22 protein-coding genes are annotated in these 24259 nt (G+C 71.5%); 10 read left to right on the top strand and 12 right to left on the bottom strand.

From position 1 onward, the window contains the following. The first annotated feature begins 63 nt into the window (after window positions 1-63). The gene (locus tag AB0J76_RS30100) at window positions 64-975 is read left to right on the top strand and encodes an alpha/beta hydrolase (protein WP_352327144.1); all 912 of its coding nucleotides are present in this window, start codon (window positions 64-66) and stop codon (window positions 973-975) included. Window positions 976-1071: 96 nt separating this feature from the next. Here AB0J76_RS30100 and AB0J76_RS30095 read toward each other — a convergent pair whose 3' ends face one another. After that, complete coding sequence (locus AB0J76_RS30095) at window positions 1072-1893, bottom strand: NAD(P)H-binding protein (RefSeq protein ID WP_364391188.1); 822 nt, start codon at window positions 1891-1893, stop codon at window positions 1072-1074. 126 nt (window positions 1894-2019) lie between these two features. Between AB0J76_RS30095 and AB0J76_RS30090 the strand changes: the two genes are divergently transcribed. Further along, window positions 2020-2745, top strand: a complete 726-nt coding sequence (locus AB0J76_RS30090; protein ID WP_352318795.1) for an MgtC/SapB family protein — start codon at window positions 2020-2022, stop codon at window positions 2743-2745. Between the two features lie 89 nt (window positions 2746-2834). Next, window positions 2835-3749, top strand: coding sequence for an NAD(P)-dependent oxidoreductase (locus AB0J76_RS30085; protein ID WP_352318797.1), 915 nt, complete (start codon window positions 2835-2837; stop codon window positions 3747-3749). On the opposite strand, the gene AB0J76_RS30080 is transcribed toward AB0J76_RS30085, so the two are convergent. Both AB0J76_RS30080 and AB0J76_RS30075 read right to left on the bottom strand, forming a co-directional pair. Beyond that, a complete protein-coding gene (locus AB0J76_RS30080; RefSeq protein ID WP_352318799.1) occupies window positions 3742-4572 on the bottom strand; it encodes an AraC family transcriptional regulator in 831 nt (276 codons plus the stop codon). The genes AB0J76_RS30085 and AB0J76_RS30080 overlap by 8 nt on opposite strands. 29 nt (window positions 4573-4601) lie before the next feature. After that, on the bottom strand, window positions 4602-5468 hold the full coding sequence (locus AB0J76_RS30075) for a fumarylacetoacetate hydrolase family protein (RefSeq protein ID WP_352318801.1): 867 nt from the start codon (window positions 5466-5468) through the stop codon (window positions 4602-4604). 67 nt (window positions 5469-5535) lie between these two features. Between AB0J76_RS30075 and AB0J76_RS30070 the strand changes: the two genes are divergently transcribed. Then, window positions 5536-6243, top strand: coding sequence for an FCD domain-containing protein (locus tag AB0J76_RS30070; protein ID WP_352318802.1), 708 nt, complete (start codon window positions 5536-5538; stop codon window positions 6241-6243). A gap of 20 nt (window positions 6244-6263) precedes the next feature. Then, window positions 6264-7520, top strand: a complete 1257-nt coding sequence (locus AB0J76_RS30065) for a DUF3500 domain-containing protein (protein WP_352318803.1) — start codon at window positions 6264-6266, stop codon at window positions 7518-7520. Here AB0J76_RS30065 and AB0J76_RS30060 read toward each other — a convergent pair. Then, window positions 7499-8395: a cation diffusion facilitator family transporter gene (locus tag AB0J76_RS30060; RefSeq protein WP_352318804.1), complete on the bottom strand. Its 897-nt coding sequence runs from the start codon at window positions 8393-8395 to the stop codon at window positions 7499-7501. The two genes, AB0J76_RS30065 and AB0J76_RS30060, sit on opposite strands and share 22 nt — an antisense overlap. Before the next feature lie 221 nt (window positions 8396-8616). On the opposite strand from AB0J76_RS30060, the gene AB0J76_RS30055 reads away from it, so the two are divergent. From AB0J76_RS30055 to AB0J76_RS30045, 3 genes are all read left to right on the top strand, one after another. Then, on the top strand, window positions 8617-9906 hold the full coding sequence (locus AB0J76_RS30055) for a cytochrome P450 (RefSeq protein ID WP_352318806.1): 1290 nt from the start codon (window positions 8617-8619) through the stop codon (window positions 9904-9906). Between the two features lie 138 nt (window positions 9907-10044). Further along, the gene (locus tag AB0J76_RS30050; RefSeq protein ID WP_352318808.1) at window positions 10045-10719 is read left to right on the top strand and encodes a helix-turn-helix domain-containing protein; all 675 of its coding nucleotides are present in this window, start codon (window positions 10045-10047) and stop codon (window positions 10717-10719) included. A gap of 99 nt (window positions 10720-10818) precedes the next feature. Beyond that, window positions 10819-11319 (top strand): S26 family signal peptidase, encoded by a 501-nt coding sequence (locus AB0J76_RS30045; RefSeq protein WP_352318810.1) that lies wholly within the window; start codon window positions 10819-10821, stop codon window positions 11317-11319. On the opposite strand, the gene AB0J76_RS30040 is transcribed toward AB0J76_RS30045, so the two are convergent. The 7 genes from AB0J76_RS30040 to AB0J76_RS30010 form a co-directional block, all read right to left on the bottom strand. Continuing rightward, the gene (locus tag AB0J76_RS30040) at window positions 11235-13127 is read right to left on the bottom strand and encodes an ABC transporter ATP-binding protein (RefSeq protein ID WP_352318811.1); all 1893 of its coding nucleotides are present in this window, start codon (window positions 13125-13127) and stop codon (window positions 11235-11237) included. The two genes, AB0J76_RS30045 and AB0J76_RS30040, sit on opposite strands and share 85 nt — an antisense overlap. Continuing rightward, window positions 13124-13651, bottom strand: coding sequence for a TlpA disulfide reductase family protein (locus tag AB0J76_RS30035; protein WP_352318813.1), 528 nt, complete (start codon window positions 13649-13651; stop codon window positions 13124-13126). The genes AB0J76_RS30040 and AB0J76_RS30035 overlap by 4 nt, the downstream gene beginning before the upstream one ends. A gap of 9 nt (window positions 13652-13660) precedes the next feature. Continuing rightward, on the bottom strand, window positions 13661-14194 hold the full coding sequence (locus AB0J76_RS30030) for a MauE/DoxX family redox-associated membrane protein (RefSeq protein WP_364391177.1): 534 nt from the start codon (window positions 14192-14194) through the stop codon (window positions 13661-13663). 19 nt (window positions 14195-14213) lie between these two features. Then, window positions 14214-14387 (bottom strand): hypothetical protein, encoded by a 174-nt coding sequence (locus tag AB0J76_RS30025; RefSeq protein WP_352318817.1) that lies wholly within the window; start codon window positions 14385-14387, stop codon window positions 14214-14216. A gap of 157 nt (window positions 14388-14544) precedes the next feature. After that, window positions 14545-16302 (bottom strand): protein kinase, encoded by a 1758-nt coding sequence (locus tag AB0J76_RS30020; protein ID WP_352318819.1) that lies wholly within the window; start codon window positions 16300-16302, stop codon window positions 14545-14547. Window positions 16303-16554: 252 nt separating this feature from the next. Then, complete coding sequence (locus AB0J76_RS30015; RefSeq protein WP_352318821.1) at window positions 16555-17454, bottom strand: lipase family protein; 900 nt, start codon at window positions 17452-17454, stop codon at window positions 16555-16557. Window positions 17455-17955: 501 nt separating this feature from the next. Then, window positions 17956-18276, bottom strand: coding sequence for a hypothetical protein (locus AB0J76_RS30010; protein ID WP_352318823.1), 321 nt, complete (start codon window positions 18274-18276; stop codon window positions 17956-17958). 193 nt (window positions 18277-18469) lie between these two features. Here AB0J76_RS30010 and AB0J76_RS30005 point away from each other — a divergent pair, with 193 nt between their 5' ends. After that, the gene (locus tag AB0J76_RS30005; RefSeq protein ID WP_352318824.1) at window positions 18470-19030 is read left to right on the top strand and encodes a GNAT family protein; all 561 of its coding nucleotides are present in this window, start codon (window positions 18470-18472) and stop codon (window positions 19028-19030) included. A gap of 63 nt (window positions 19031-19093) precedes the next feature. Here AB0J76_RS30005 and AB0J76_RS30000 read toward each other — a convergent pair whose 3' ends face one another. Further along, the gene (locus AB0J76_RS30000; protein ID WP_352318826.1) at window positions 19094-22897 is read right to left on the bottom strand and encodes an NB-ARC domain-containing protein; all 3804 of its coding nucleotides are present in this window, start codon (window positions 22895-22897) and stop codon (window positions 19094-19096) included. Window positions 22898-23822: 925 nt separating this feature from the next. Between AB0J76_RS30000 and AB0J76_RS29995 the strand changes: the two genes are divergently transcribed. Next, entirely contained in the window at window positions 23823-24197 is a 375-nt protein-coding gene (locus tag AB0J76_RS29995; RefSeq protein WP_352318828.1) for a hypothetical protein, read from the top strand. Window positions 24198-24259 lie beyond the last annotated feature (62 nt).

Raw genomic sequence — 24259 nt, 5'->3', positions numbered from 1 at the left:
ATTTCACCGATGCACGACTGACTGCGCGTCCCGACAATGGCGACAGACAGCAGTCATTCCCCGATGAGCAGGGAGTTCGACGACGTGCAGCTCTCCACCCCCCACTTCGGCGCGCGAACGTTCACCAAGCTCGCCCTGGCCGTCACGCTGCTCGCCGGCGGCGTCGCGGCGGCGCCGGCCGCCCACGCGGCCGGCCCGTACGAGCGCGGCCCCGACCCGACCTCCGCGATCCTGGAAGCCGCGCGCGGCCCGTTCGCGACCGCCGAGCTCAGCGTCTCGCGGCTGAGCGTCTCCGGCTTCGGCGGCGGGACGGTCTACTACCCGACCGACACCAGCCAGGGCACCTTCGGCGCGATCGCCATCTCGCCCGGCTACACGGCGACCTGGTCCAGCCTCGCCTGGCTGGGGCCGCGGATCGCCTCGCACGGGTTCGTGGTGATCGGCATCGAGACCACCACGATCTACGACCAGCCGGCCAGCCGCGGCCGTCAGCTCCTGGCCGCGCTGGACTACCTGACCTCGGGCAGCCCGACGGCCGTGCGGAGCAGGATCGACGCGTCCCGGCTGGCGGTGGCCGGTCACTCCATGGGCGGCGGCGGCACGCTGGAGGCCGCCGACGCGCGCCCGTCGCTCCAGGCGGCGGTGCCGCTCGCGCCGTGGAACCTCACCAAGAGCTGGTCGGGCCTCCGGGTGCCGACGATGATCATCGGGGGTGAGGCCGACACGATCGCGCCGGTGGCGACCCACTCCGAGCCGTTCTACCAGTCGATCCCGTCGTCGGTGGAGAAGGCGTACCTGGAGCTGAACGGCGCCTCGCACTTCTTCCCGCAGGTCACCAACACCACGATGGCCAAGTCGATGGTGGCCTGGCTGAAGCGGTTCGTCGACGACGACACCCGCTACGACCAGTTCCTGTGCCCCGCCCCGCGGGGGACCGCGATCGAGGAGTACCGCGACACCTGCCCGATCACCTGACGGGCGCGGCTCCGGAGCCGGTGACGCCCGCCGTCACCGGCTTCCGGCCGTCCGGCGCCCGCCGGCTCGCCACGCCGCCGTGCTCGTCGCCGGCGGTCAGCGGAAGGCGGCGGCGTTGCGCTCGGCCCAGGCGGCGAACGGGCGGGCGGGGCGGCCGAGGACGCGCTCGACGTCCGGGCTGACGCTCCGCTCGTCAGGGGTGGGCTCGCCCAGGATGGCGAGCGTGCCCTCCACCACGGGCAGCGGCATGACCTGCGCCATGAGGGCGTGGGCGGCCTCGCGGGTCTGCTCGGCGAACCGCACCGGCTCGCCCAGCGCCGCCGCGATCGCCGCCGCCCGGTCCCGCGGGGTGGTGGCCTCGGGGCCGGTCAGCACGTACGTCGCCCCGTCGTGCCCGTCCTCACGCAGGACGGCGGCCGCCACGGCGGCGACGTCGGCGGGGTCGACGAAGGGCAGGCCGACGTCGCCGAAGGGAGCCTCGGCGGTGCGGTGCAGGCGTACGGGCTCGGCCCAGGCGTAGGCGTTGGAGGCCAGGCCGCCCGAACGCAGGACCGTCCAGGCCAGGCCCGACCCGCGGACGGCCTCCTCGAAGCGGACTGCGTGCGGGTAGGCCCCCGGCCGGGTCCCGGCACCCTGGCTGGACAGCAGGACGATCCTGCGCACGCCCGCCTCCCTGGCCGCCGCGATCACGCCCTCCGGGTCCTCCCCCGCCACCAGCAGGAACAGCGCGTCCGCACCCGCCAGGGCCGGACGCAGGCTCGCGACGTCACCCAGGTCGGCGGCGACGGCCAGGACGCCCGGCGGCACGTCGGCCTGCGTGACGCGGCGGGCGACGGCGGTGACCGGCAGGCCCTCCTCGGCCAGCAGACCGACCAGCGTGCGGCCGACGTTCCCGGTGGCACCCGTGACAACGAACATGGTGGTTCTCCTCAGTCATTAGTTAGTCGTCTGACTAAAAAGAACCGTAGCACAGAAACTCAGTCAGACAACTGACTTCTTGCGACGCAGGTGTGAGACCCGCGCCCGCCGGGGACATCTGGGCAAATGGGGACGGCGTTCGTCACGACGGCACTGGCCGGGCAAGGATGGACCCAGCTGGGCGAACTCGGCCTGGCCCTGCTCCTGTCGGCCGCCATCGGGCTCGAACGCGAGATCCGCCAGAAGAGCGCCGGCCTGCGCACCCACACGCTGGTCGGCTTCGCCTCGGCCCTGATCATGCTGGTGTCCAAGTACGGCTTCGCCGACGTCCTGGGCGAGCACGTCACGCTCGACCCGTCCCGGGTGGCCGCGCAGATCGTGTCGGGCATCGGGTTCATCGGCGGCGGCCTGATCTTCGTCCGCCGGGACGCGGTGCGCGGCCTGACCACCGCCGCGGTGGTCTGGCTGACCTGCGCGGTCGGCATGGCCGCCGGGGCCGGGCTGTGGCTGCTGGCGGTCGCCGTCACCGCCGGCCACTTCCTGGTCCTGCTCGTCTTCACCCCGCTCAGCGCCCGGCTGCCCCGCTCGAAGTACGCCCAGTCGCGCCTGCACCTGACCTACCTCGACCGTCACGGCGCGCTGCGGCGGGTGCTGGCGCTGTGCAGCGACAGGGGCTTCGTCATCGCCGAGCTCTCCCTGGAACGCGACCGGCCGCGCGAGGACCGGGAGTCGATCTCGATCTGGCTCGTCGTCCAGGGCTCGGGGCCGGTCGGGGTACTGATCACCGAGCTGCTGGAGATCGACGGCGTGCTCGGCGTCTCCAGCGTCGACCTCGACGTCACCACTCCCTGACGCCGGCCGGGGCCGCACAACCGTTCAAGACCGCAGCCCGTCCCTGCCGCTACAACGGTGGCGGCGGGACACGGAGAGCGGGAGGGCGGATGGCCGGAACGGGATTCATCGGACTGGGGATCATGGGCCGGCCCATGGCGCTCAACCTGGTGCGGGCGGGCACGCCGGTCGTGGTCTGGAACCGTACGACGGCCGGGTGCGAGCCGCTGCGGGCGGCCGGCGCGCAGGTGGCGGCGAGCCCGGACGAGGTGTTCGCGCGGGCCAGGGTCGTGCTGCTCATGCTGGCCGACGAGGCCGCCGTGGACGCGGTGCTCGGGCGCGGCACGCCGCGCTTCGCTTCCCTGGTCGCCGGGCGGATCGTGGTGCACATGGGCACGACGTCCCCGGCGTGGTCGGCGGACCTGGGCGCGGCGGTGCGGGCGGCCGGCGGCGACTACGTCGAGGCGCCCGTGTCGGGCTCGCGCGGCCCGGCCGAGGCCGGACGGCTGGTGGCGATGCTGGCCGGCGAGCCCGCGGCGGTCGAGGAGGTGGCCCCCCTGCTCGCGCCGATGTGCGCCGGGACGATCGCGTGCGGCCCGGTGCCCGGCGGGCTGCTGATGAAGCTGGCGGTGAACATCTTCCTGATCACCATGGTCAGCGGCCTGGCCGAGGCCGCGCACTTCGCCGCCCGGCACGGCCTGGACCTCGACCGCTTCGCCCAAGTGCTCGACTCGGGCCCGATGGCCAGCGACGTGTCGCGGGGGAAGGTCCGCAAGCTGCTGGACGGCGACTTCGCCGCCCAGGCGGCCATCGCCGACGTGCTGAAGAACAACCGGCTCATCGCCGGGGCGGCGCGGGCGTCGGGCGTGGCCTCGCCGCTGATCGACGTCTGCCACGCCCTGTTCGCCGAGACCCTGGCACTCGGGCACGGCACGCTCGACATGGTGGCCGTGATCCGCGCGATCGAGGCCAGGACCGACGGCAGCCAGGTGAGCGACGCGCTCGACGCGCCGGGGGTCAGGTGAGGGCCGTGGTCCATTCGCCGGGGGTGAGCCCGTAGGCGCGCTTGAACATGCGGGTCAGGTGGCTCTGGTCGGCGAAGCCCGCCCGCAGCGCGGCCTCCCGCAGCGGCAGGCCGCCGCGCATCGCGTGCCGGGCCACGTCCAGTTGCCGCATCGTCCGGTACCGGGTCGGGCTGGTGCCGAAGGCGGCGCGGAACTGGCGGGCGATCGTCCAGCGGTCGAGCCCCGAGACGCGTTCGAACTCGGCCACCGGGTGCCGGGTCGCCGGGTCGGCGGCGATGAGCTCGCGCACCCGTGCCAGCGCCTCGACCGCGAGCGGGTCGCGCCGCCGCCGGACGGGGACGTCGGCGTGGCGCTCCAGGGCAGCCGCGACCAGCAGCGCGACCTCCAGCCGGGCCAGCTCCTCCAGGGGCTCGTCCAGGTGCCGCAGCCAGGCGAGCAGCGCCGGCGACATGCCATCGGGCCGCACGACCGGGTCGGCGACGAACGGCAGCGGCCGGCCGCCCAGGGCCTCCTGGATCAGGTACGGGTCGACGTAGAAGATCCGGTAGCCGAAGCCCGCGTCGGTGCCCGCGGCCCCGTCGTGCAGCTCGTCGGGGTGCAGGACGTGCCACTCCCCCGGCAGGCATCGCCGCAGCTCGCCCCGGTAGCGGAAGGTCTGCACGCCGGCGAGCGTGACGCCGATCGCGTACGTGTCGTGCCGGTGGGGCGCGAACGCCTCGCCGACGAGCGAGGCCGCCAGCCGCTCGATGCCCTCGGCGGCCGGGCCGAAGCGCAGCCGGTGCCCCGGCCGCCCCGCCCCGCCGCGGACAGGTCGTGTCTCCACCACCCCAGTGTCGGCCATCGGGCCGCGGTTCACCCCTCCGGCTCGGTCAGCGCCCGCGCGTCGTTGCCGACGATCGGGTTGCGCACGCTGCCGAGGCGTTCGGCCTCGACCTCGACGACGTCGCCGGGCCGCAGCAGCCACGGAGGGGTGCGCGCGTAACCGACCCCGGCGGGCGTGCCGGTGGCCAGCAGGTCGCCGGGCCGCAGCGTGAACGTGCGCGAGATGAGGGCGAGCGTGTCGCCGACGCCGTAGACCATCTCGTCGGTACGCCCGTCCTGGACGACCTCGCCGTTCACCCGGGTCCGCAGCCGCAGCCCGTCGCGCAGGTCACCGACCTCGGACGCGGGCACCAGCGGGCCGAGCGGGCCGGAACGGTCGGCGTTCTTGCCCAGGATCCACTGGCTGGTGAGCTTCTGCGCCCTGCGCGCGGTGAGGTCGTTGAAGACCGAGTAGCCGGCGACCGCGGCCAGCGCCTCCTCCGGGTCCGCGTCCACCAGCGGCGCGCCGACGTACGCGACGACCTCGCCCTCCCAGTCCAGGCCGTCCTCGCCCGAGGGCACCGGCACCGGGACGCCGCCCACGGTCAGCGACCGCGTCCAGCGGGCGAACAGCGTCGGGTGCGGCGGCACGCCGTCCCCCGCGTAGGAGCCCTCGGCGACGTGCCTGAGGTAGTTCAGCCCGATGCAGATCACCCGCGCCTGCGGCAGCACCGGCGGCACGAGGGTGACCGACGCGACCGGGAGCCGCTCGCCGGCCGGCTCGCGGGCCAGGAAGCCGGCCGCGCCGGCCCAGAACCGCTCCAGCGGGGCGAGGACGGTGACCTCGGCCCCGTCGTCCGACAGCGCGCCCGCCTCGACGCCTCCGGCGGCGTTCCTGCGGATCCCGACGATCCTCATCGCTCATCTCCTCAAGGCGGCGAAAAACCTGCTAAAGATTCGCAGGTTTTGTGGTTGGATCCGGACTATGCCCTACTCCTCCTCGCCCGGACAACCGGCCGCCGCGCTCGGGCAGGGCGCGAGCACGCGGGCCGAGCGGCTGGCCGCCGCGCTCGACGAGCGGATCAGGTCACGCGGGCTGGGGCCCGGGGAGCCGGTCGGCACACTGGAGTCGCTGCGCGCGGAGACGGGCCTCGGTTACGCCACGGTCAGCGAGGCCGTCCGGCTGCTGCGCGACCGGGGCGTGCTGGAGATCCGGCCGGGCCGCGGCGGCGGGCTGTTCGTCGCCGACCCGGGCCCGGTGGTGCGGCTGCGGCACACCCTGCTCGGCGTCGCCGAGGAGCCGGGCACGGTGGCCGACGCCGTCGAGCTGCGCGACCACCTGGAGGAGCTGATCGACGTCGGCGCCGCCCGCCACCGCACCCGCCGGGACGTCGCCGACCTGCGCCGCCTGCTGCGGTGGCTGCGCGCCGCGCCCGGCTGGGACGCCTTCATGCGCGCCAACTGGGCCCTGCACGAGCGCATCGCCGCCATCAGCCCGAACGCCATGGCCCGAGCCGTCTACATCGGCACGCTCGGCCATCTGGGCGCCGCGTCCCCGCGTCCCGACGACGCGGCCGGCGCCGGCTACCGCGAGCTGCGCCACCAGATCCACGCCGACCTGGTCGAGGCGATCGCGGCCGGCGACGAGAGCGCCGTGCGGGCCGCCGTCGCCCGGCACAACACCACCGTCTGAGACAGACCGGAGAGCCCCTCATGCCCGGCGAGTTCCGCCAGTACCTGTTCCCGCACGACCACCCGCGGCTGGCCGGCGTGCGCGGCCTCGACCCCTACGCCTACCGCGAGCTGGCCAGGAGACCGGGGACGTTCACCGGCGGCCTGATCGAGGGCTGGACCCCGCTGTACGGGAGCGACTTCCGCGGCGTCACCGAGGACGGCGTCCTGCGGGACGGCCTGTACCCGCTGACCCCGGCCGTCCCCGGCGAGGAGGCGCCGGTCGCCGCGATGGTGTCGGCTGCCCGCGACCTGCTGGCCTGCCTCGACGATGAGGGCCGCGAACGCCTCTCGCACGAGGCCGACGCCGCGGCGTGGCAGACCTGGGCCAACCCGGAGTTCCTGCAGTTCGACACCGGTCTGCGGCTGGACCTGCGACCGCCGGTCGTCAGGGAGAAGGCGCTGGCGCTGGTGGCCGCCTCGCTCTCGCCCGAGGGCGGCCGGCTCGTCCGCGCGGTGATGCGGGTCAACGGCTTCCTGGGCGAGGTCGTCGGCCTGGAGACGATACTCAACGAGTTCAGCTACAACTTCGCCCTCTACGGCACGCCCGGCCCGCGGGCCCCCTGGGGCTGGCAGCTCTACGGCCACCACTGCGCGCTCAACTGCCTGGTCGTCGAGGGCCGCATGGCGCTGTCGCCGGTGTTCCTCGGCGCCGAGCCGGACGAGATCGACGCCGGTCCGCACGCCGGCCTGCGCGACCTGTTCGCCGACCGGGTCGCCCGCGGCCTGCGGCTGATGGCCGCCCTGCCCGAGGAGCAGCGCCGGCAGGCCGTCGTCTACGAGCACATGGTCGACCCGGCGATGCCCGAGGGACGGGTGCATCCGGGGGACGAACGCCATCTGGCCGGGGCGTTCCAGGACAACCGCGTGATCCCGTTCGAGGGCGTGCGGGTCGCCGCCATGCCCGCGGCGGCCCGGGAGCACGCGCTGGCCGTCGCGGAGTCGTTCGTCGGCCTGCTCCCGGCGGGGCCGCGCGCCGCCCGGCTGCGCGAGATCGCCGCGCACCTCGACGAGACCTGGTTCTGCTGGATCGGCGGCCACCGGCCGGGCGACGTCTTCTACTACCGGCTGCAGTCACCGGTGATCGTCGCCGAGCTGGACCACCACCGCGGCGTCTTCCTCGACTACGACACGCCCAAGCCGTTCCACGTCCACACCGTGCTGCGCACGCCGCACGGCAACGACTACGGCCGCTCGTGGGTCCGGCAGTGGCAGGATCAGGCCTCGGGCTGCAGGTAGACGACCGTATCCATCGGGACGCGTTCGCGGATGCGCTGCTCCGCCTTGGCCAGCGCCTCGGCCACGGCGTCCCCCTGCTCGGCGACGGTGACGCGGGCGGCGACGAGCAGTTCCTCCGGGCCCAGGTGCAGGGTGCGCAGGCGGGTGAAGGAGGCGACGGCGTCGTCCTCGCGCAGGGCCTCCTCGATGGCCCGCTGGACCTCCGGCGACGCCGCCTCGCCGATGATCATGCTCTTGGTCTCGGTGGCCAGGGTGACGGCCACGATGATCAGGAGCACGCCGATGGCGATCGAGCCGATGCCGTCGTAGACCGGGTCGCCGACGACCAGCGTGAGCGTGACCCCGATGAGAGCGAAGGCCAGCCCGAGCAGGGCGGCGGTGTCCTCCAGCAGGACCACGGGCAGCTCGGGGGCCTTGGCCTCGCGGATGTAGCGCAGCCACGACCGGCCCCCGCGGGCGCGGTTGGCGTTGCGCACCGCCGTGCGCAGGGACAGCCCCTCCATGACGATCGCGCCCACGAGCACCCCGATCGCCCACGGCCAGCTCTCCAGGGGCTTCGGGTGGCTGATCTTCTCGTAACCCTCGTACAGGGCGAACAGGCCGCCGCCGAAGAACAGCACGACCGAGACCAGGAAGGCGTAGAAGTACCGCTCGCGCCCGTGGCCGAAGGGATGGGACGGGGTGGGCCCGCGCTTGGCGCGGGACTGGCCGAGCAGCAGCAGCCCCTGGTTGCCCGAGTCGGCGAAGGAATGGATGCCCTCGGCGAGCATCGAGGACGAGCCGGTGAAGAAGAACGCCACGAACTTGGTGACGGCGATCCCCAGGTTGGCGGCCAGCGCCGCGTAGGTCGCCTCCTGCGAGCCCTTACCGCTCACGCCGCCCCCGCACCCGGTGCCGCAACCGGTGCTCGTACAGGCTGTCGCGTCATCACGTTCCTCCCGTGCGGGTGAGCTGTCGGATGCGTGCCTTTGCCCCGTGGGCCGGCGAACACACCTCGGTCCGGCGTCCGAATGGATATGCACAACGTGCATTGATGCGCGTCGTGCATCTTCGTACGCTGGAACGGCCCGCACCCCCGAGAGAACAGGACGTGCCGATGAGCGACCGCAGCCTGACCGGCGACTCCCCCGGCGCGAGCCCCGCGGCGATGCGCCGGATCCTGCCCGCCGACCTGGTCGAGCGCGGCGGGTGCCCGTTCGACCCGCCGCCGGGCCTGCGGGAGCGGCGCGGCCAGGACCGGGTCCGGCCGGTCGAGCTGCTCAACGGCGCGCGGGCGTGGCTGGTCACCGGCTTCGACGAGGCCCGCACCGTCCTGTCCGACGCCCGCTTCAGCGCCGACCGGGTCCGCCACCGCGAGGCCACGTCGCTGCAGCCGCACGAGGTGGCCGAGCAGGCGGCCGGCGTCCTTCCGGCGGGCCCGTCCGTCGAGAGCCGCGAGGACGGCTTCTTCGTGTTCATGGACCCGCCCGAGCACACGCGCATCCGCCGGCTGCTGACCGGCCAGTTCACCGTCCGGCGCATGCGGCAGCTGGAGGCCCGGGTCACCGAGATCGCGGTCGAGCACATCGAGGCGATGAAGGCGGCCGGCACGGAGGCCGACCTCGTGCCGTCGTTCGCGCTGCCGCTGCCGTCGCTGGTCATCTGCGAGCTGCTCGGCGTCGACTACGCCGACCGCGCCGAGTTCCAGGAACGCACCTCCGTCGGGCTGAACGCCGACTCCACCGACGAGGAGCGGGCCGTGGCGGGCGCCGAGCTGTACGCGTTCATGCAGCGGCTGGTGGCCGCCAAGCGCGCCGAGCCGGCCGACGACCTGCTGTCGGGGCTCGTCCACGACGCCGACCCGCCGCTGACCGACGCCCAGCTCGTGGACGTCGCCCTCGTCCTGCTCGGCGCGGGCCACGAGACCACCGCCAACATGCTCGGACTGGGCGCGTTCGCCCTGCTGGAGCACCCCGACCAGCTCGCCGCCCTGCGGGCGGACCCCTCCCTCGTCGACAACGCGGTCGAGGAGCTGCTGCGCTTCCTGAGCATCATCCAGCTCGGCGTCAGCCGCGTCACCACCGAGCCCGTCACGCTGGGCGGCGCCGACCTCCCCGCCGGCGCGACCGTCGTGATCGCCACGCCCGAGGTCAACCGCGACCCCCGCCACTGGCCCGACGCCGACCGCTTCGACGTCAACCGCGCGCGCGTCCCGCACCTGGCCTTCGGGCACGGCGTGCACCAGTGCCTGGGCCAGCAGCTCGCCCGGGTGGAGATGCGCATCGGCCTGAAGGAGCTGATCACGCGTCTGCCGGGCCTGCGGCTGGCCGTGCCGGCCGGCCAGGTGCCGGTGCGCGACGAGATGCTCATCTTCGGCGTGCACTCCCTGCCCGTCGCCTGGTCCTGACGTCGTCTGGCCCTGACGTCGCCTGGCCCTGACGTCGCCTGGCCCTGACGTCGCCTGGCCCTGAGCGGGCGCGATGCCCGCCGGAGCCCCGTCACCCCGCCGGAGCCCATAATGAGGACCGTGGCAGAGGAGGCCGGGGTGGTTCAGCTCGCATCGGGCGGCGGGGGGCCCGCGTCGCCCGGCCGCCGCGAACGCAAGAAGCAGGCCACCCGCGCCGCCCTCCGCGAGGCGGCGCTCCGGCTCGCCCTGCGCCACGGCGTCGAGAACGTGACCGTCGAGCAGATCGCCGGCGAGGCCGACATCGCGCTGCGCACGTTCTTCAACTACTTCTCCAGCAAGGAGGAGGCGGTCGTGGCCTCGCTGGCCGCCGCCGCGCAGGAGCTCGTCGCCCGCTTCAGGGCCCGGCCGCGCACCGAGCCGGTCCTGCGCGCCTTCCGCGAGGCCGTGCTGACGGTCATGAACGAGAGCGACGCGGCCGGCCGCGACCACGTCCGGGCGTTGCAGCTCGTCCGGTCGGCGCCCACGCTGGTGCCGCAGCAACTGGCCGTGCTCGCCGCACAGGAGCAGGCCCTGGCCGAGGCGATCGCCGAGCGCGTCGGCCACCCAGCCCCCGGGCGTCCCGGTGACACCGGCTACCCGCTGCTGTGCGCGGCCGCGGCCCTGACGGCGCTGCGCGTCGTCCTCGACCAGTGGCTCCGGCAGACCGCGGCCGCCGCGGGGCCGCCGGACACCGCCCTGCTCGGACGGCGGATCGACACGGCGATCGACCAGCTCACCGCCGGCCTCGACCACCCTGGCCGGCCCGGGCCGTGAGGTGCGCGGCCCCTTCGGCTGGCCGTACGGGCTGTCCGGCGCGGAGATCCGCCGCTAGTGTCGGCAGTCACCGGGTGATGATCGACTTGGGAGGGCGTCGTGCGGCGTGTCCTGATCCTGCTGGCCCCGATCGCGGCCCTGGCCACCGGGCTGGCCGCCGGGCTGGCCGTCGCCCGGCGGCGTCTGGTCGTCGTCCGGATCAGCGGGGCGAGCATGCTGCCGACCTACCGCACCGGCGACCGGGTGCTCGTCCGCAGGACGACGGGGGCGGGCGTCCGGCGCGGCCAGGTCGTGGTGCTGCAGACGCTGCCGCCCGGGGGCGAGTGGCGCACCGGGCCGCTGCCGGCGCCGGGGGCGGCCACGTGGTTCATCAAGCGGGCGGTGGCCGTGCCGGGCGACCCGGTTCCGCCCGAGGTCGCGGGCCGGGTGGGGGCGTCGCCGGGCGACACCGTCCCGGCCGGGCGGCTGGTGGTCCTGGGTGACGGGCCGGTCAGCGAGGACTCGCGGGTGTGGGGTTACGTGCCGTTCGACCGGGTGCTCGGCGTCGTCGTCCGGGCGATGTCGCCCGTCCGCGAGCCCGGCGGGGGCGTCGGCTCGTAGCCCTGGGCCTGGAGGGTGAACAGGCTCGCGTACTCCCCGCCGAGCGCCATCAGCTGGGCGTGCGAGCCCTGCTCCGCGACCCGGCCCTCGGCGAGCACGACGATCGTGTCCGCCTCCCGGACCGCGCCCAGCCGGTGGGAGATCAGCAGGCTGGTGCGTCCGGCGCGGTGGCGGCGCAGGCTCTGGTGGATGGCGTGCTCGGCCTGCGCGTCCAGGCCGGAGCTCGGCTCGTCCAGCACCAGCAGGTCGCGTCCCTTCCGCATCAGGGCGCGGGCCAGCGCCAGACGCTGCCACTGACCGCCGGACAGCACGACTCCGGCCTGGGGGTCGTCCCGGTCGCCGAAGAAGATGCGGCTCAGCAGCGTGTCGTAGCCCCGCGGCAGCCCGGCGACCGTCTCGTGGACGCCGGCCAGCCGGGCGGCGTCCTCGACCCGCTCCCGGTCGCCGATCGCCGTGACGTCGCCGAGCCCGATGTTCTCGGCCGCGGTCAGGTCGTAGGACATGTAGTCCTGGAAGACCGCGCCGATGCGGCCGCGCAGCTCGGCCGGGTCCGTCTCGCGCAGGTCGACGCCGTCCCACAGGATGGACCCGCGCACCGGGTCGTACAGCCGGCAGATCAGCTTGACCAGGGTGCTCTTGCCCGCGCCGTTCAGGCCGACGAGCGCGAGCGAGCCGCCGCGCGGGACGAAGAGGTCGACCCCGCGCAGCACCCACGGATGGGCGTCGTCGTAGCGGAACCAGACGTCGCGCACCTCGATGCCCTCGCGCAGCGCCGGGACGGGCCGCGGCCGCCGCGGCACGGGCAGGTCGGGCGGGTCGGCCACCACGTCGAGGTAGTGCCCGAACATCAGCAGCGCGTTGTGCGCGTCCGCCGACTGGCCGACGATCGACGCCAGCGCCGACTGCACCCCGGCCACGGCCGCGACGAACACGGCGACGTCGCCGACGCTCAGCGCGCCCGACGCGGCGGCGATGATCGCCCACAGCAGGCCGGCCGCCGCGACGGCCGCCCCCACCAGCGACAACGCGCCCTGAGTGCGCAGGGTCCGGCGGGCCAGCCCCTGCTCGGCGGCGTTGACCGCGCGCAGCTCGGCCAGCATCCGGCCGCGCAGCAGGTCGCCGAGGCCGAACAGGCGGATCTCCTTGGCCGCGTCGGGGCTGGTGAGCAGGCCGGCGAAGAAGATCTGCCGCCGGGCCCTGGAGCTGACGCCCCACATCATGCCCGCGCGACGCCGGGACAGGTCGAGCTGGGCGCGGACCGAGGGGATCGCGGAGAGCGCCACCACGACGATCATCCCCGGCGCGAGCACCGCCAGCGCCGCGGTGAACCCGGCGAGGGTGACGGCCCCCTGGGCGATCCCCAGGGTCGAGCGGACGATCCGCTGCGGCGCGTTCTGCCCGGCCTCCTGCGCCAGCCGCATGCGGTCGTGGAAGGCCGGGTTCTCGAACCGGCTCAGCCCCGGATGGGCGTTGACGGCCTGGAACAGCCGGTCCTGGATCAGCACCTGGAGCGCGCGGCGGAGCTGCTCCTGGGCGTACTCCGCGACCGCGGGCAGGGCGGCGCCGGCCAGGCCGGTCACGCCGAGGGCCACCCCCGGGGGCAGCAGCTCGGCGGGCCCCGCCCCGGCGGCCAGGCCGTCCAGGACGAGCTTGGTCAGCCACGCGGCGGCCACCGGCACCAGCCCCATGAGCAGCACCGCGATCCCCGACCCAAGGACGGCGGCCGGGTGCGCCCGCCAGGCGAGCCCCACGGCCGCGCGCGCACGCCGTCCCCGGGCGGCGCCGCCGGGCCCGGCCGGAGGGGTCATCGGCGGGTGACCGCCGGCAGCCTGCCCGGTGCGCCGTCGGCCGCCACGACCACCGCGTCACCGTCGACCAGGAGGAAGCTCGGGAACTGCGAGACCTGCAACGCCCTGCTCACCGGGCCGCCCATCGGCTCCACGACGACGGTGGCCGAGGTCAGCTCGCGGGTGAACCGCCGGGCCTCGTCCGGGTCGCCCGTGACCACGGCCAGCACCCGCTCCGGACGCGTGTCGGCGAGGTAGGACGTGAACTCCGGCAGCAGCTCGTGGCAGGACGCGCACTCGGTGGAGAACACCGCCACCACGGAGATCCCCGAGAAGAACGCGCGCGACACGGTCCCGCCGTCGGCGGTGGCCGCGCTGAACTCGCCGATCGTCGTGCCCGGCTGCACCGTCGGGGGACGCGTCGGCCCCAGCTCCGACAGCCGCAGCGTGTGCGCGCGCAGGCGGCGGATCACCGCCAGCGTCAGCACCAGGTTGACCAGGCACAACAGTCCGACGATGACGACGGCGGCGACGAGATAGGGCATGCGAGCTCCTCAGGGGTGACGCGGTTGTGCGGCGAACAGGTCGGCGAGGTCGTCGAAGAAGATCACGATGACGGCGAGGACGCCGCCGGCCAGCACGCTCAGGGCGACGCCCGCCGGATGCGGTGCGGCGTGCCCCGGCACGAGCCCGGCGGCGACCAGCGCGAGCAGCCCGGCGTTGCGGACGAGGTGGCGGCGGCCGAGCGGCGTCCCGGCGGCGCCGAAGCACCGGCACGGCGTCGTGGCGCCCGAACGCACCGCCCTGACGATGCCGGCGCAGAACCCCACCAGGACGGTGCCGGCCAGCACCATGCCGGCCCGCACTGTCCCGGGGACCGCCAGCAGCACGACGACGCACCCCTCGGCCAGGACGACGGCGCCGCTCAGCGCCGTGACGGCCCGCGGCCCCAGAGGGACCAGACCGCGCACGGACCCGCGGAACCCGGCGAACGCGGACCTGCCGCGCACCTTGCCGGCCACCGCGACCAGGAAGACGACGCCCAGCGCCACCCGGCAGGCCAGCGCGACGTACTGCATGGCTGTCATGGGAGATCGGGAGGAGTCGTCAGCAGTAGTCGAAGCTGCCGCAGCTGACCGTGCCGCTGGAGTCGTGGTAGCAGCAGGTCCGGCAGAACTTGCCCTGGCAGCACCAGTCGGTCCAGCACGCGGCCGAGGCGTTCGCCGAGGGGAGGAGTTTGTCGAGGAGGCGGTCTCCCAGCTGGTTGAGTGCGCGGATCATGGCAGCTCCTTGCGTGGGGATCTTTACGCGATCAACGTCGCCCAGCAAGGGACCGGAGTTAACGGAGAGATCGGCTGAGACTGGAGACGGCTTTGAGCAGCAAGTGATCTTGACATTTCGGATCTGACCTTTATGCGCACGTAGGCCGCCGGATTGTTCACTGTCCGTTCTGGTGGGCCAGGGGGCCTGACTTCTCGAACGCCGCGCGCGAGGCGTCCTTGAGCCACTCGGCCGCGGCGGCGGCTCTGGTGAGGTTCGTGTGGACGGCCAGGGTGCGGATCACGTACCGGCCGCGCCGCCCGGTCCACGGGGACAGCTGCACGTCCCACCAGTTGGACGTGTAGCAGATTCCGGTCGACCCCGGACCGGTCTGCGGGCAGCGGATGCCCCACTCCTGCGCCTGGACGTCCTTGAGCCTCGCGTACGCGGCGCGGGCCCGGCCCGAGTCCTTCAGCGGGACGACCCAGACGGTCACCATGACACGTCCCTTCGGGGCGCCCGAGCCGACGTAGACGCCCACGGCCATGTCGTCGCAGCGCGCCTTGCGCAGGGCGGACTTGACCCTGGCGACGGGCCACGGGCTCGGGCAGTCCTCCACCCCGGCCGCCTTACGGCTGAAACGTATCCCCATGGCACTCGTGAAGGACTGCGGGAGCAGGGCGTCGGCCGTGATCGGGGTCGGGTCCGTGCTCTCCTTGTCGAGGTCGGCGGGGGTGAACGGGTCCTCGCGCGGCTTTTCCGAGGGCGTCTGCGCTGGTGTTTGGGCTGGTGTCTGGGCTGGTGTCTGGGCTGGTGTCTGGGCTGGTGTCTGGGCTGGTGTCTGGGCTGGTGTCTGTGATGGCATCGGTGTGTCGGAGGGGCTTGGCTGGAGGGTGGAAGCGGCGGTGGAGAGCGGGCCGATCGACGGCGCTCCCCGTACCGCGCCCTTGACCACGACTCCTACGCCCACCACTGCCAGCACCAGAGCGACCGCTCCAGCGCCGACGGCCAGGGCGGTCCTCTTCGACCGTCCGCCGCCGTCGCCGGGTGCAGGCTGGGGAGAGACGTCCCATCCGGACGGCCCGTGCGGCTGGGGAGGGACAGCCCATCCGGACGGCCCGCGCGGCGCGGGTGGGGCCGGGGGTTCGTCGCCGGTCAGGCGGCGTACCAGGGCCGCGGCGTCCGGACGGGCGGTGGGCTCCTTGACCAGGCACGCCGCCAGCACCGGACGCAGTTCCGGCGGCACGGACGACAGGTCGGGTTCGCGGGTCAGAATGGCGTGCATGATCGCGGGAAGGGCGTCGCCACGGAAGGCCTGCTGCCCGGTGGCCGCGTAGATCATGGTGGCCGCCCAGCTGAACAGGTCGGCCGCCGGGGTGATCGGCGCTCCGCCGAACTGCTCCGGCGCCATGTAGACGGGGGTGCCCACCACGCTGTGCGTGGCCGTCTGGGCGGTCACCCTGGCGATCCCGAAGTCGATCACCACGGGCCCCTCCGGACCCATGATCACATTGTGCGGCTTGAAGTCGCGGTGGACGATTCCGGCCCGGTGGATGGCCGCCAGCGCAGTGAGCGTGGCCACCGCGAGCCGCTCCAGCCCGCTGCCCGAACGCGGCCCCTCCGTCCTGACCAGCAGGTCGAGCGACGGCCCCGGAATGTGCTCGCTGACGATGTACGGCCTGCCGCCCACCAGGCCCGTGTCCAGCACCCGCGCGGTACAGAACGCGGCCACCCGGCGGGCCGCCTCGGCCTCGCGCAGGAAGCGGCGGCGTGCGTGCTCGTCCGCCGCGGCATCGGCGTGCAGCACCTTGACCGCGACCTGCTCGCCGGACGGCCCCTGCGCCAGGTAAACCGTTCCCTGACCGCCTCGCCCCAGCACCCCGACCAACCGATGGGGGCCGATCCGGGATAAGTCCTCCGGCGTGAGCGACTGCACGAGATCTCACCCTAGCGCGCCCCGACAAGATCTCCTCAATGTCACACACAGCCGGTCAAGTCGCTGCGGAGCACCCCCTCGGGAGCCGCGTCACCACCGCGCTGCCCGGACGGCGTCGGAGCGGCCTCCCGGCGGCGTCGGGGGGCCAGGCGTCGCAGGTTCGGCGGCGTCGCAGGTCCGGCGGCGTCGGGGCCTGGTGCCGCAGATTCGGCGGCGCCTGGTGGTCGTCACCGTCCGGCCAGGGCGCCGGGCCTACTTGGGCAGCACGCCGTTCAGCGCACTGGCGCCGCCGCGGCCGGACTGCGCCTTCCGGCCGGCGGCCGGAGAGGCCCCTTCCTGCTCGGCGGCGTCGAACCTGGCCAGGTAGGCGTCGATGAAGTGGTCGCGAATGCCGTCGGTGCCGGGGGCCAGCGGGTCGGCGGTGGCGCCGGCGAGCCGGTCGATCAGGCCGGTCACGGTCTGCATCCTGTCGTGCAGCTTGCCGTGGGTGTCGAAGTACCGTTCTTCGGCGACGTGGTGGAACAGCGGGGCGGGCGGGAGCTGGGCGACGATGTCGTTGTTGTTGACGAACCGGAAGGTGCGTCCGCCGAAGGCCTGATCGTAGGCGGCGGCCAGCTTGGGGCAGCAGGTGCGGGGCTGGCCGTAGGTGTAGACGCCGTCGGCGAGCAACGTCGGATCCTCGAAGTGGGTACGGGCGGCGGCGAGCATGGCCAGCGCGCCGCCGAGGCTGTGCCCGGTGAACCACAACGACTGGCGCGAGGTGTGCCACTCCTCCAGGGTGTGCAGCAGGGCGGGGTGCACGACGTCCAGGGCACGGTAGAAGCCGGCGTGGATGTTGCCGTCGGCGGCGGCAAAGGGGGTGAGCAGGGTGTCGGCGTCCGAGAGCCAGTCGCGCAGCTCCTCGGGCTGGGTGCCGCGGAAGGCGACGACGATCATGTGGTCGCTGGCCGCGGCGTACGCCTGGGTGTCCTCCAGCGGGAAAGGCGCGGCGTGCGGCACGCGGAAGCACCTGACGCGGTCGAAGCCCCAGCTGCTGGCGGTGGCCCGGACCACGGGTTCGTCCTTGTAGGCGAGGGCGGCGGCGTGAGCCAGGCGGCGGGCCTGGGCCAGGGTGTAGCCGGTGGCGGCGTGGTCGAAGGTGATCGCGGTCATGGACGTCCCCCGTGCGAAGCGCTCCGAACTGTCGTCACCGTCCGTACCCGGGGTTCGACCAAGCGTCCGCGCTGGGCAGGTATGCCGCTCTCCATGTCGGGGCGCTCCGGCGTCCGGCGGGCACCGGCCAGGACCTGCCGCGCACCCGCGCGGCCGCCCGGTCGCCCGGTCGCGACGGGTTGCCGGTCAGGCCGCTCGCGGCCGGCGTGCCTGGGCAGGGCGCCTGGGCCGGGCGCCTGGGCCGGGCGCCTGGGCGGGGCGCCTGGGCGGGGTGCGGGCGGAGGGCCGGCGGGAACGCTCGGCGCCGCCTAGCGGATCGGCCCGCCGGGTGAGCGGCCCTCCGGCCGCTCCCGGCCGCCGCCGGACCGACGGCGCTCACGATGCAGTCACCAGTCCCGGCGTTTCGCACACTTCCCGGACGGACTCCCCCACGCCCCCACGACGGCTCGGGCCACCGACCTAAGCCAGCGGCCTGAGCCACCGGCCTGAACCGTCGGCCGGTCAGGAGGTCTGGAGCCGCCGGCATCCTTGGCCACGGACCCACAGGCTGCCTTCGGCCCAGCCGGTGGCGCAGCGATAGACGGCCCGGTCTCTGGAATTGATGACGAAGTCGGACAGAGGCCCCCAATGGCCGGTGTCGCAGGCGCGGGCGAAGATGTCCGGCAGTTGCACGTCCACCTCCTGACACGTGATGACCTCGCCCGCCCGCGCCATCGGCGCGTTGAGCGAAACAGCGGTGGCTGCCTGGGCGGTGGCGAACGGGGCCATCGCCACGGCGCCGGCGGCGGCGAGCGCGGCCAATGCGATCGGGATGCGTCGCATGATCGGTTTCCCTTCGGGACAGGAGCGGCGGATGCCACCCAATCCTCACCATAAGCATAGAGTAATAAGTCAACTACTATCTGTTACGGCCAAGGCCCGTCATCCGGCGCGCATGCAGCTGCCCCTACTGTGAGCGCCACACGCCGGCCAAAAACTCGTGGACGTCTGTCGGACACCTTGCGACCATCGCACGGTGACAGATGAAGCCGATCGCCAGACCTCGTACCCCACCAGTCGGAAGCAGGTGCGCTTCGTCGAGTTGTCGAGCACCGCGATGTCCGCTCTGCTCGACGGGGATCTGGCCACAGCCAGCGATACGGCCGGGGTCGCTCTGACCGATTACTTCCTGACAGACAGAGCACGATGGCTGTGGCGGATCCGGATCGACCAGATGGCCGCCGACCCTGACCACGCACCGTGGATGGTGCGGCAGGCGGTGACCGGGCCCGAAGGCGTAGTCGTCGGTCATGCCGGCTTTCACGGACCGCCCGACGAGACGGGCATGGTGGAGATCGGCTACGCGGTCGCCCCGGAGTTCCGTCGCCAGGGGTACGGCCGAGCCATCCTGATCGAGTTGCTGCGCCGAGCCGCGGCCGATCCAGCAGTCAAGAGCGTACGGGCGACGATCAGCCCCGACAACGTGGCGTCCCTGGCCACGATCGCGGGCTTCGGCTTCGTCCAGGTCGGAGAGGACTGGGACGAAGAGGACGGCCGCGGCCTCATCTTCGAAGCCCCTGCCAACCACATCCGCTAGACGCGAACCATCCTCCGGCCGCACCTGGCCCGCAGTCGTGTCAACGTGAACTCGCCCGTACCGTCACGGACGCGGCGGAGACATGAGGAACCCTCCCATGTCCTTCAGCCCAACCACATGGGGCCTTTCATTGGAGGACGGCCATGAATCGGTAGCTTGAAGATATTCCGCCCCACATCGAGCAGCCAGACGGAAGAACCACCACCGTGTACGCTCATCCAAGTTACTGAACGTGCAGTGGAGGAGCGCGGTGGCCAGCAGCGACAAAGGCAGCTGATTGATCCAGTCCTCGCGGAAATCGTCACGTATCAGTTTGCGGTCGGTGTCGCGGATCAAGCGCATCAGCGGTCCGAAGAGTTCGTGGCGTCCCTCACCTTGCGCGATTTGGTCGGACAATCTGTCCTGAGCGCGTTTGTCGAGGGGTATACGTCCGGCGATGATGGAGAGCAGAAGCATAGCCGGATCTCGGGTCAGTGGTGCGCTGATGTCGAAGGTGGTCAGGTCGACGAACCTGAACCGCTGCGACGGGAGCTCCCCTTGCCGCGTACGTTCCAGGAGGACATTGCCTGTATGCAGATCGCCGTGAGCCAGCCCGCGCAGATGCTGAACATTGTCCCGGGCGACGATGGTTCCCGCGGCCATGGCTAGGGGGTTCGGCAGAAGACGGGCATTGCTCTCGTCCTCGAACATGATCCAACGACGGTCCGGAGAGAGGAGCCCGTTCTTCTCCGCCCAGGCGTACAGCTTGCCGCTCGGCTCGAATTTGCGGCGCAACTCGCCGCGTATGTACTCGCCTGAGTCCATGTGCGAAAAGGGATCAGCCCGCTTACCGTTCCACTTGCAGAGCAACCCGTCCAACACCGCGGAGAAAGCGTCGATGATCTCCGGCGGGGACTCCAGTTCCGCCATCTGGCACATGCCGGCGAAACTGCCTCCGGCGATCTCTTGCAGGAGCACATAGCCTCCTGCATTGCCGATGGCTGGCGAATGCGGCTTGACCGCGACCAGATGCTCTCTGCGGAATGCCCTGGAACTAGCATCCCACGCCCGTTGATGCTGGGAGGGTTCACGTGATGACGGTCCAGGAGGACACACTTTTGCGATGACTTTGCTCGTACGCCGGCCGCTGTCGCGAGGCGTTTTGACGATCAGGGCCAGCAGGCAGCTTTCCGTGTGCCCACTTTTCACCCAGAGTGGCAAATTGACCGATATTTCATAGTTTGCAGCATCGGCCCACGCGTCCAGAGCCCGCGCAGCAGGCTCCCCCAGATGTTCGACGATGATCTCGCGATCACCGCGCTTGACTCTACGACGGGAGTCCGGTCCACTGTCCGGCTCCAGTTGGTCGAGCTCATGCAGCAGATCGGCTGGCTCGTTGAAGAGGCGGCGATGATTGTCCAGGTACGCCTGCTCGGCCGTGGACAGTCGCCTGGTGACGATCCGGCCGTTCATCTTGACGAGAAGCGTCTGCTCGACCAGCACCACTGCGCGATTCACATCCTCCAGCACGGTGATGAGGGAGCCCACCGCGTCTGATTGGGCCGTTTCGCCGCGACGGGTCTTGTCACGCAGGGCCCGATCCATCTCCTCGAGTTGCTCGTCGGCCGTTCCGTCCGACGTGGCCTCTCGAAATTTCATGACATAACGCTCGTGGCGGGATCCCTGCGCGGTGGGCACCTCGAACCCGAAGGCCCCCGCGACCTGCACGACAGCATCCTCCACTTTGGCGAAGGCCTTGTCGTCGTCGTCCGTGACTCTGATTTCCAGCGCGGTGGACGGGGGGACGTCCCCCTCATCGAGCGCGAGAGCGGAGGCCTCGTCGAGGTCGAGTCGCGCCCCCTCCTCGAAGGCGCTCCTGTAGGCCGGATCGTCCAGCTGTCGCCGGCAATCCCGCAGGCATTCCTTGTGGTGCTCCGTCATCCATGGCGCGCCCATCTGAGGTTCCCCTGCCATGTGCCAGTTGTGCTGCAACGTCCCGAGGAGTTGGGCGGCCAGCGGCAACCGTCCGAGCTTTACGAAGATCCGCATGGCGGTCTCCAGAGCCAGCAGGGTGCCGAGCGTGTCGTGGAAGCGCCGTTTGATACGCAGGCTCTCTCTGACGTTCAGCAGAGCCTCGTCGATGCGGCCGGCGGTGAGCATGCTGCCCGCCAACGCCCAGTACGCGTGAGAGCTGACCCACTGCTCGCCGCGCTCCTTGCACATCCGCAGGCAGTCCTGGAGCAACGCCTCGGCGTCGGAGGTTGCACCCTGCGCCGTCAGCAGCAGCGCCGACTCGATGACGGCCGGCAGCAGGCCGGGATTGAGCTCCATGCTGTCGGTGTTGAACTCGAGCGCCATGCCCAGCAGCGCGCCGGCCTTGTTCAAGTCTCCTTGGAGCAACGCCGCGGTTCCCTGCATCTTGGAGGCGAGCATCGCCGCCCGCGAGTCACCGACCATGGCCGCCTCCTCGAGGCAGGACTCGGCCATCGCCTGCGCGCCCATGCTGTCGCCCTGGGCGCTGAGGACGTAGGACAAGACCCACAACGCCTTGCACCGATCCTTGCTGGGCATGACGTTGGCCTTCAGCGCCTGTTCGAGATACCGCTGTCCGTCTTGGGTGAATCCGCAGCAGACCCACATGAACCACAGTGACGACAGCAGTCGTAGCGCCAGTGCTCCCTTTTCGCTCGACTTCAGCGCATGTTCGAGGGCCTTTTGCACGTTGCCGTACTCCTGGCGCAGGCGCACGTGCCAGTAGATTTGGCGTGGCCCTGACCAGGCGTCCTCGCTGCGCTGCGCCAGGCGCAGGTAGTACTCCAGGTGCCGCTGGCGGATCTGCTCCGTCTGGCCGAGTTCGTCGAGCCGCTCCTCGGCATATACGGCCAGGGCGTTGATCAACTCATAGCGTCCGCTTCCCTGGTCGTTCCTGAAGAGCACGATTGACTTGTCGACCAGCTTGCTCAGCAGTCCGGAAACGGTGTCCGCCGGCAATCCTTCGTCGGAGCAGACGGCTCTGACCGCGTCGAGGTCGAAGTCACGGGCGAACACAGACAGTCGCGCCCACAGCAGCTGCTCGGCGGGCTCACACAGCCCGTGGCTCCGGCTGATCACGGCGCGCAGCGTCCGGTGGCGCAGCAGCTTGCCGTTGCCCGTACTGTCCAGCAGGTCGAACTGATCGGTCAGCATCTGCTCTATCGACAACCATCGCAATCGGGCCGCCGCCACCTCGATGGCCAGCGGGAGACCGTCGAGTCGACGGCACAGCTGCGCCAGGCCCTTGACGACCTTGCCGTGGTCGAGTGCCAGATCAGGCACGCTGACGCCGGCCCGGGCCTTGATGAGCTGCATGGATTCGTTGCGCGACAAGCTCTCCAGCGCGTCGTCGCCCGGGACCTCCAAGGGGGGCACCGGCACGACGTGCTCGTACGGCAGATCCAGCCGCTGTCGCGAGGTGGTGAGCACCTTGAGACCGGGCGCCGCCTTCAGCAGTTCGTGCACCACCTCGGCGCAGCCCTGCACCAGGTGCTCACACGTGTCGATGACCAGCAGCATGTCGCGCTCGCGCACCCACTCCGACAGACTCTGCGGCTCGAACTGTGAAGACTGCTCGGGGAGGCTCAGTGCCGTGGCGATGACGTGCTTGATCAGGCCCGCGTCCTTCAGCCAGCCCAGGTCGACCCACCACACCCCGTCTCGATACCGGGAGCGCACCATGTTCGCTAGCCGGAACGCTGTGCGCGACTTGCCTACCCCGCCAACACCGGTCACGGTCACCAGCCGCGACTCGCCGAGCCGCTTTTCGAGGGTGGCGAGCAACCGGCCCCGACCGACGAAATCAGCGGGTTCGGGAGCAAGGTTTCCGGGCTGCTGGAAACAGGGGTTCGACATGACGGCTCCTGAGCTGCAGATCAAGGGGGTGTGACCCCAGGAGGCGAGGTTTTCCGGCGAGGGAATCGAAAATTGTGGTGAATCTCGAACGTATAGACTTATATAAGACATTGAGTCATATGTGCACTATGTCCCAATCTCTCCGCCGTGCATCATGAATCTTATTCATGCTTTTGCGCGCCTGCCCGACGCGGCGATTCTTTCACCTTTCGGCTGGATGTTCGCAGGTTTTCGGATTTGCGGAGGAGAACGTGCACACGGTCGACCGGTACACAGCATGGGAGCGGCATGACAAACCATGACAAATTCAACCATTGGTCGTATTTCGAGGAGCGTGGTCGGGGACGAAGTGCTTGGACCGCAAGGCCGACGGCGAACGAAAGATTCCGCCATGGCCGCCGACATCGCCCGCGGCGACTCCATCGACCCGGACGCCAGCAAGGTACACCTGGACGATCTGGGCCGCATGCCCGGCTCGCTTCGCGCATCGTCGCCCTGGCGACGAAGGTACACATACACTAATTCCACGTCGCGCCGGCCTTCGCCAAGCGCCAGGCGCCAGGCGCCAGGCGAAGAGCATCAAACCGTCGCACGTTCAGGCCTGGATCAGCAACGCGAGGTCTCTCACGGAACAGTGATCATCCAGAGCTGAGTCCCCATGCAGAGAACCCCGCCTCCCAGGGACCGGTAGGCGGGGTTCTCGTACGTCAGGGGCTACTTGGCGAGTTGGCGGGCGATGACCAGGCGTTGGATCTGGTTGGTGCCCTCGAAGATCTGCATGTTCTCCGATGCCCTACGCAGCCACCAGCGAAAATCTGTCGATCAGAAGCCTGACCAGGGGTTACTGTTGCGACCGGCTCTCGTCGTTTCTCACTGTTCTAGACCCTCCCACGGAACAGCGACGGAACAGAGCAGGAGGTCTCTCATGGCGATCCCGAAGAAGGGCTCGCGGCTCATCACCGTTGATGGCACCGCCTTCCGCTGGCGCATCCGTCATAAGCCCACGTATTGCCAGGGGAACAGCTGGGGCCCAATGACGTTCGCAGTGGAAGTGGCCGGTGCGTCGGGTCGCGTCCTTCTGGTGTCGCTTCCCTGCTCACGCCCGGACGCCTGGTGGGGAGAACAGACGATGGCCATACGGCCGGCGCTCGTGACGGCGACCATACGCACGGCGCTCACTCACGGCTGGGATCCGCGACAAGCAGGCAACGCCCACGAGCTTGCCCTCACTGATGAGGACCTGACCGGGCTGATGAACGGCCAACCGCCTGTTTACGGCGTCCCTTTCATGCGGAGATAGCTTCCTCGGGCGGCCAGCACGACTGTCCGATTTTCAGGCGGAGCAACCACCCTGCTCCTCCA

It is taken from the genome of Nonomuraea sp. NPDC049624 (assembly GCF_040675255.1).
GTDB lineage: Bacteria > Actinomycetota > Actinomycetes > Streptosporangiales > Streptosporangiaceae > Nonomuraea.
Note: the sequence above shows the minus strand (reverse complement) of the source record. Positions and strands in the feature narration are given on the sequence as shown.

Excerpts from the sequence above, each read along its gene's own strand:
- AB0J76_RS30100 (WP_352327144.1), top strand. The coding sequence starts at position 64 with ATGAGCAGGGAGTTCGACGACGTGCAGCTCTCCACCCCCCACTTCGGC.
- AB0J76_RS30095 (WP_364391188.1), bottom strand. The coding sequence starts at position 1,893 with ATGTTCGTTGTCACGGGTGCCACCGGGAACGTCGGCCGCACGCTGGTC.
- AB0J76_RS30090 (WP_352318795.1), top strand. The coding sequence starts at position 2,020 with ATGGGGACGGCGTTCGTCACGACGGCACTGGCCGGGCAAGGATGGACC.
- AB0J76_RS30085 (WP_352318797.1), top strand. The coding sequence starts at position 2,835 with ATGGCCGGAACGGGATTCATCGGACTGGGGATCATGGGCCGGCCCATG.
- AB0J76_RS30075 (WP_352318801.1), bottom strand. The coding sequence starts at position 5,468 with ATGAGGATCGTCGGGATCCGCAGGAACGCCGCCGGAGGCGTCGAGGCG.
- AB0J76_RS30070 (WP_352318802.1), top strand. The coding sequence starts at position 5,536 with ATGCCCTACTCCTCCTCGCCCGGACAACCGGCCGCCGCGCTCGGGCAG.
- AB0J76_RS30065 (WP_352318803.1), top strand. The coding sequence starts at position 6,264 with ATGCCCGGCGAGTTCCGCCAGTACCTGTTCCCGCACGACCACCCGCGG.
- AB0J76_RS30055 (WP_352318806.1), top strand. The coding sequence starts at position 8,617 with ATGAGCGACCGCAGCCTGACCGGCGACTCCCCCGGCGCGAGCCCCGCG.
- AB0J76_RS30040 (WP_352318811.1), bottom strand. The coding sequence starts at position 13,127 with ATGACCCCTCCGGCCGGGCCCGGCGGCGCCGCCCGGGGACGGCGTGCG.
- AB0J76_RS30035 (WP_352318813.1), bottom strand. The coding sequence starts at position 13,651 with ATGCCCTATCTCGTCGCCGCCGTCGTCATCGTCGGACTGTTGTGCCTG.
- AB0J76_RS30030 (WP_364391177.1), bottom strand. The coding sequence starts at position 14,194 with ATGACAGCCATGCAGTACGTCGCGCTGGCCTGCCGGGTGGCGCTGGGC.
- AB0J76_RS30025 (WP_352318817.1), bottom strand. The coding sequence starts at position 14,387 with ATGATCCGCGCACTCAACCAGCTGGGAGACCGCCTCCTCGACAAACTC.
- AB0J76_RS30015 (WP_352318821.1), bottom strand. The coding sequence starts at position 17,454 with ATGACCGCGATCACCTTCGACCACGCCGCCACCGGCTACACCCTGGCC.
- AB0J76_RS30010 (WP_352318823.1), bottom strand. The coding sequence starts at position 18,276 with ATGCGACGCATCCCGATCGCATTGGCCGCGCTCGCCGCCGCCGGCGCC.
- AB0J76_RS30000 (WP_352318826.1), bottom strand. The coding sequence starts at position 22,897 with ATGTCGAACCCCTGTTTCCAGCAGCCCGGAAACCTTGCTCCCGAACCC.
- AB0J76_RS29995 (WP_352318828.1), top strand. The coding sequence starts at position 23,823 with ATGGCGATCCCGAAGAAGGGCTCGCGGCTCATCACCGTTGATGGCACC.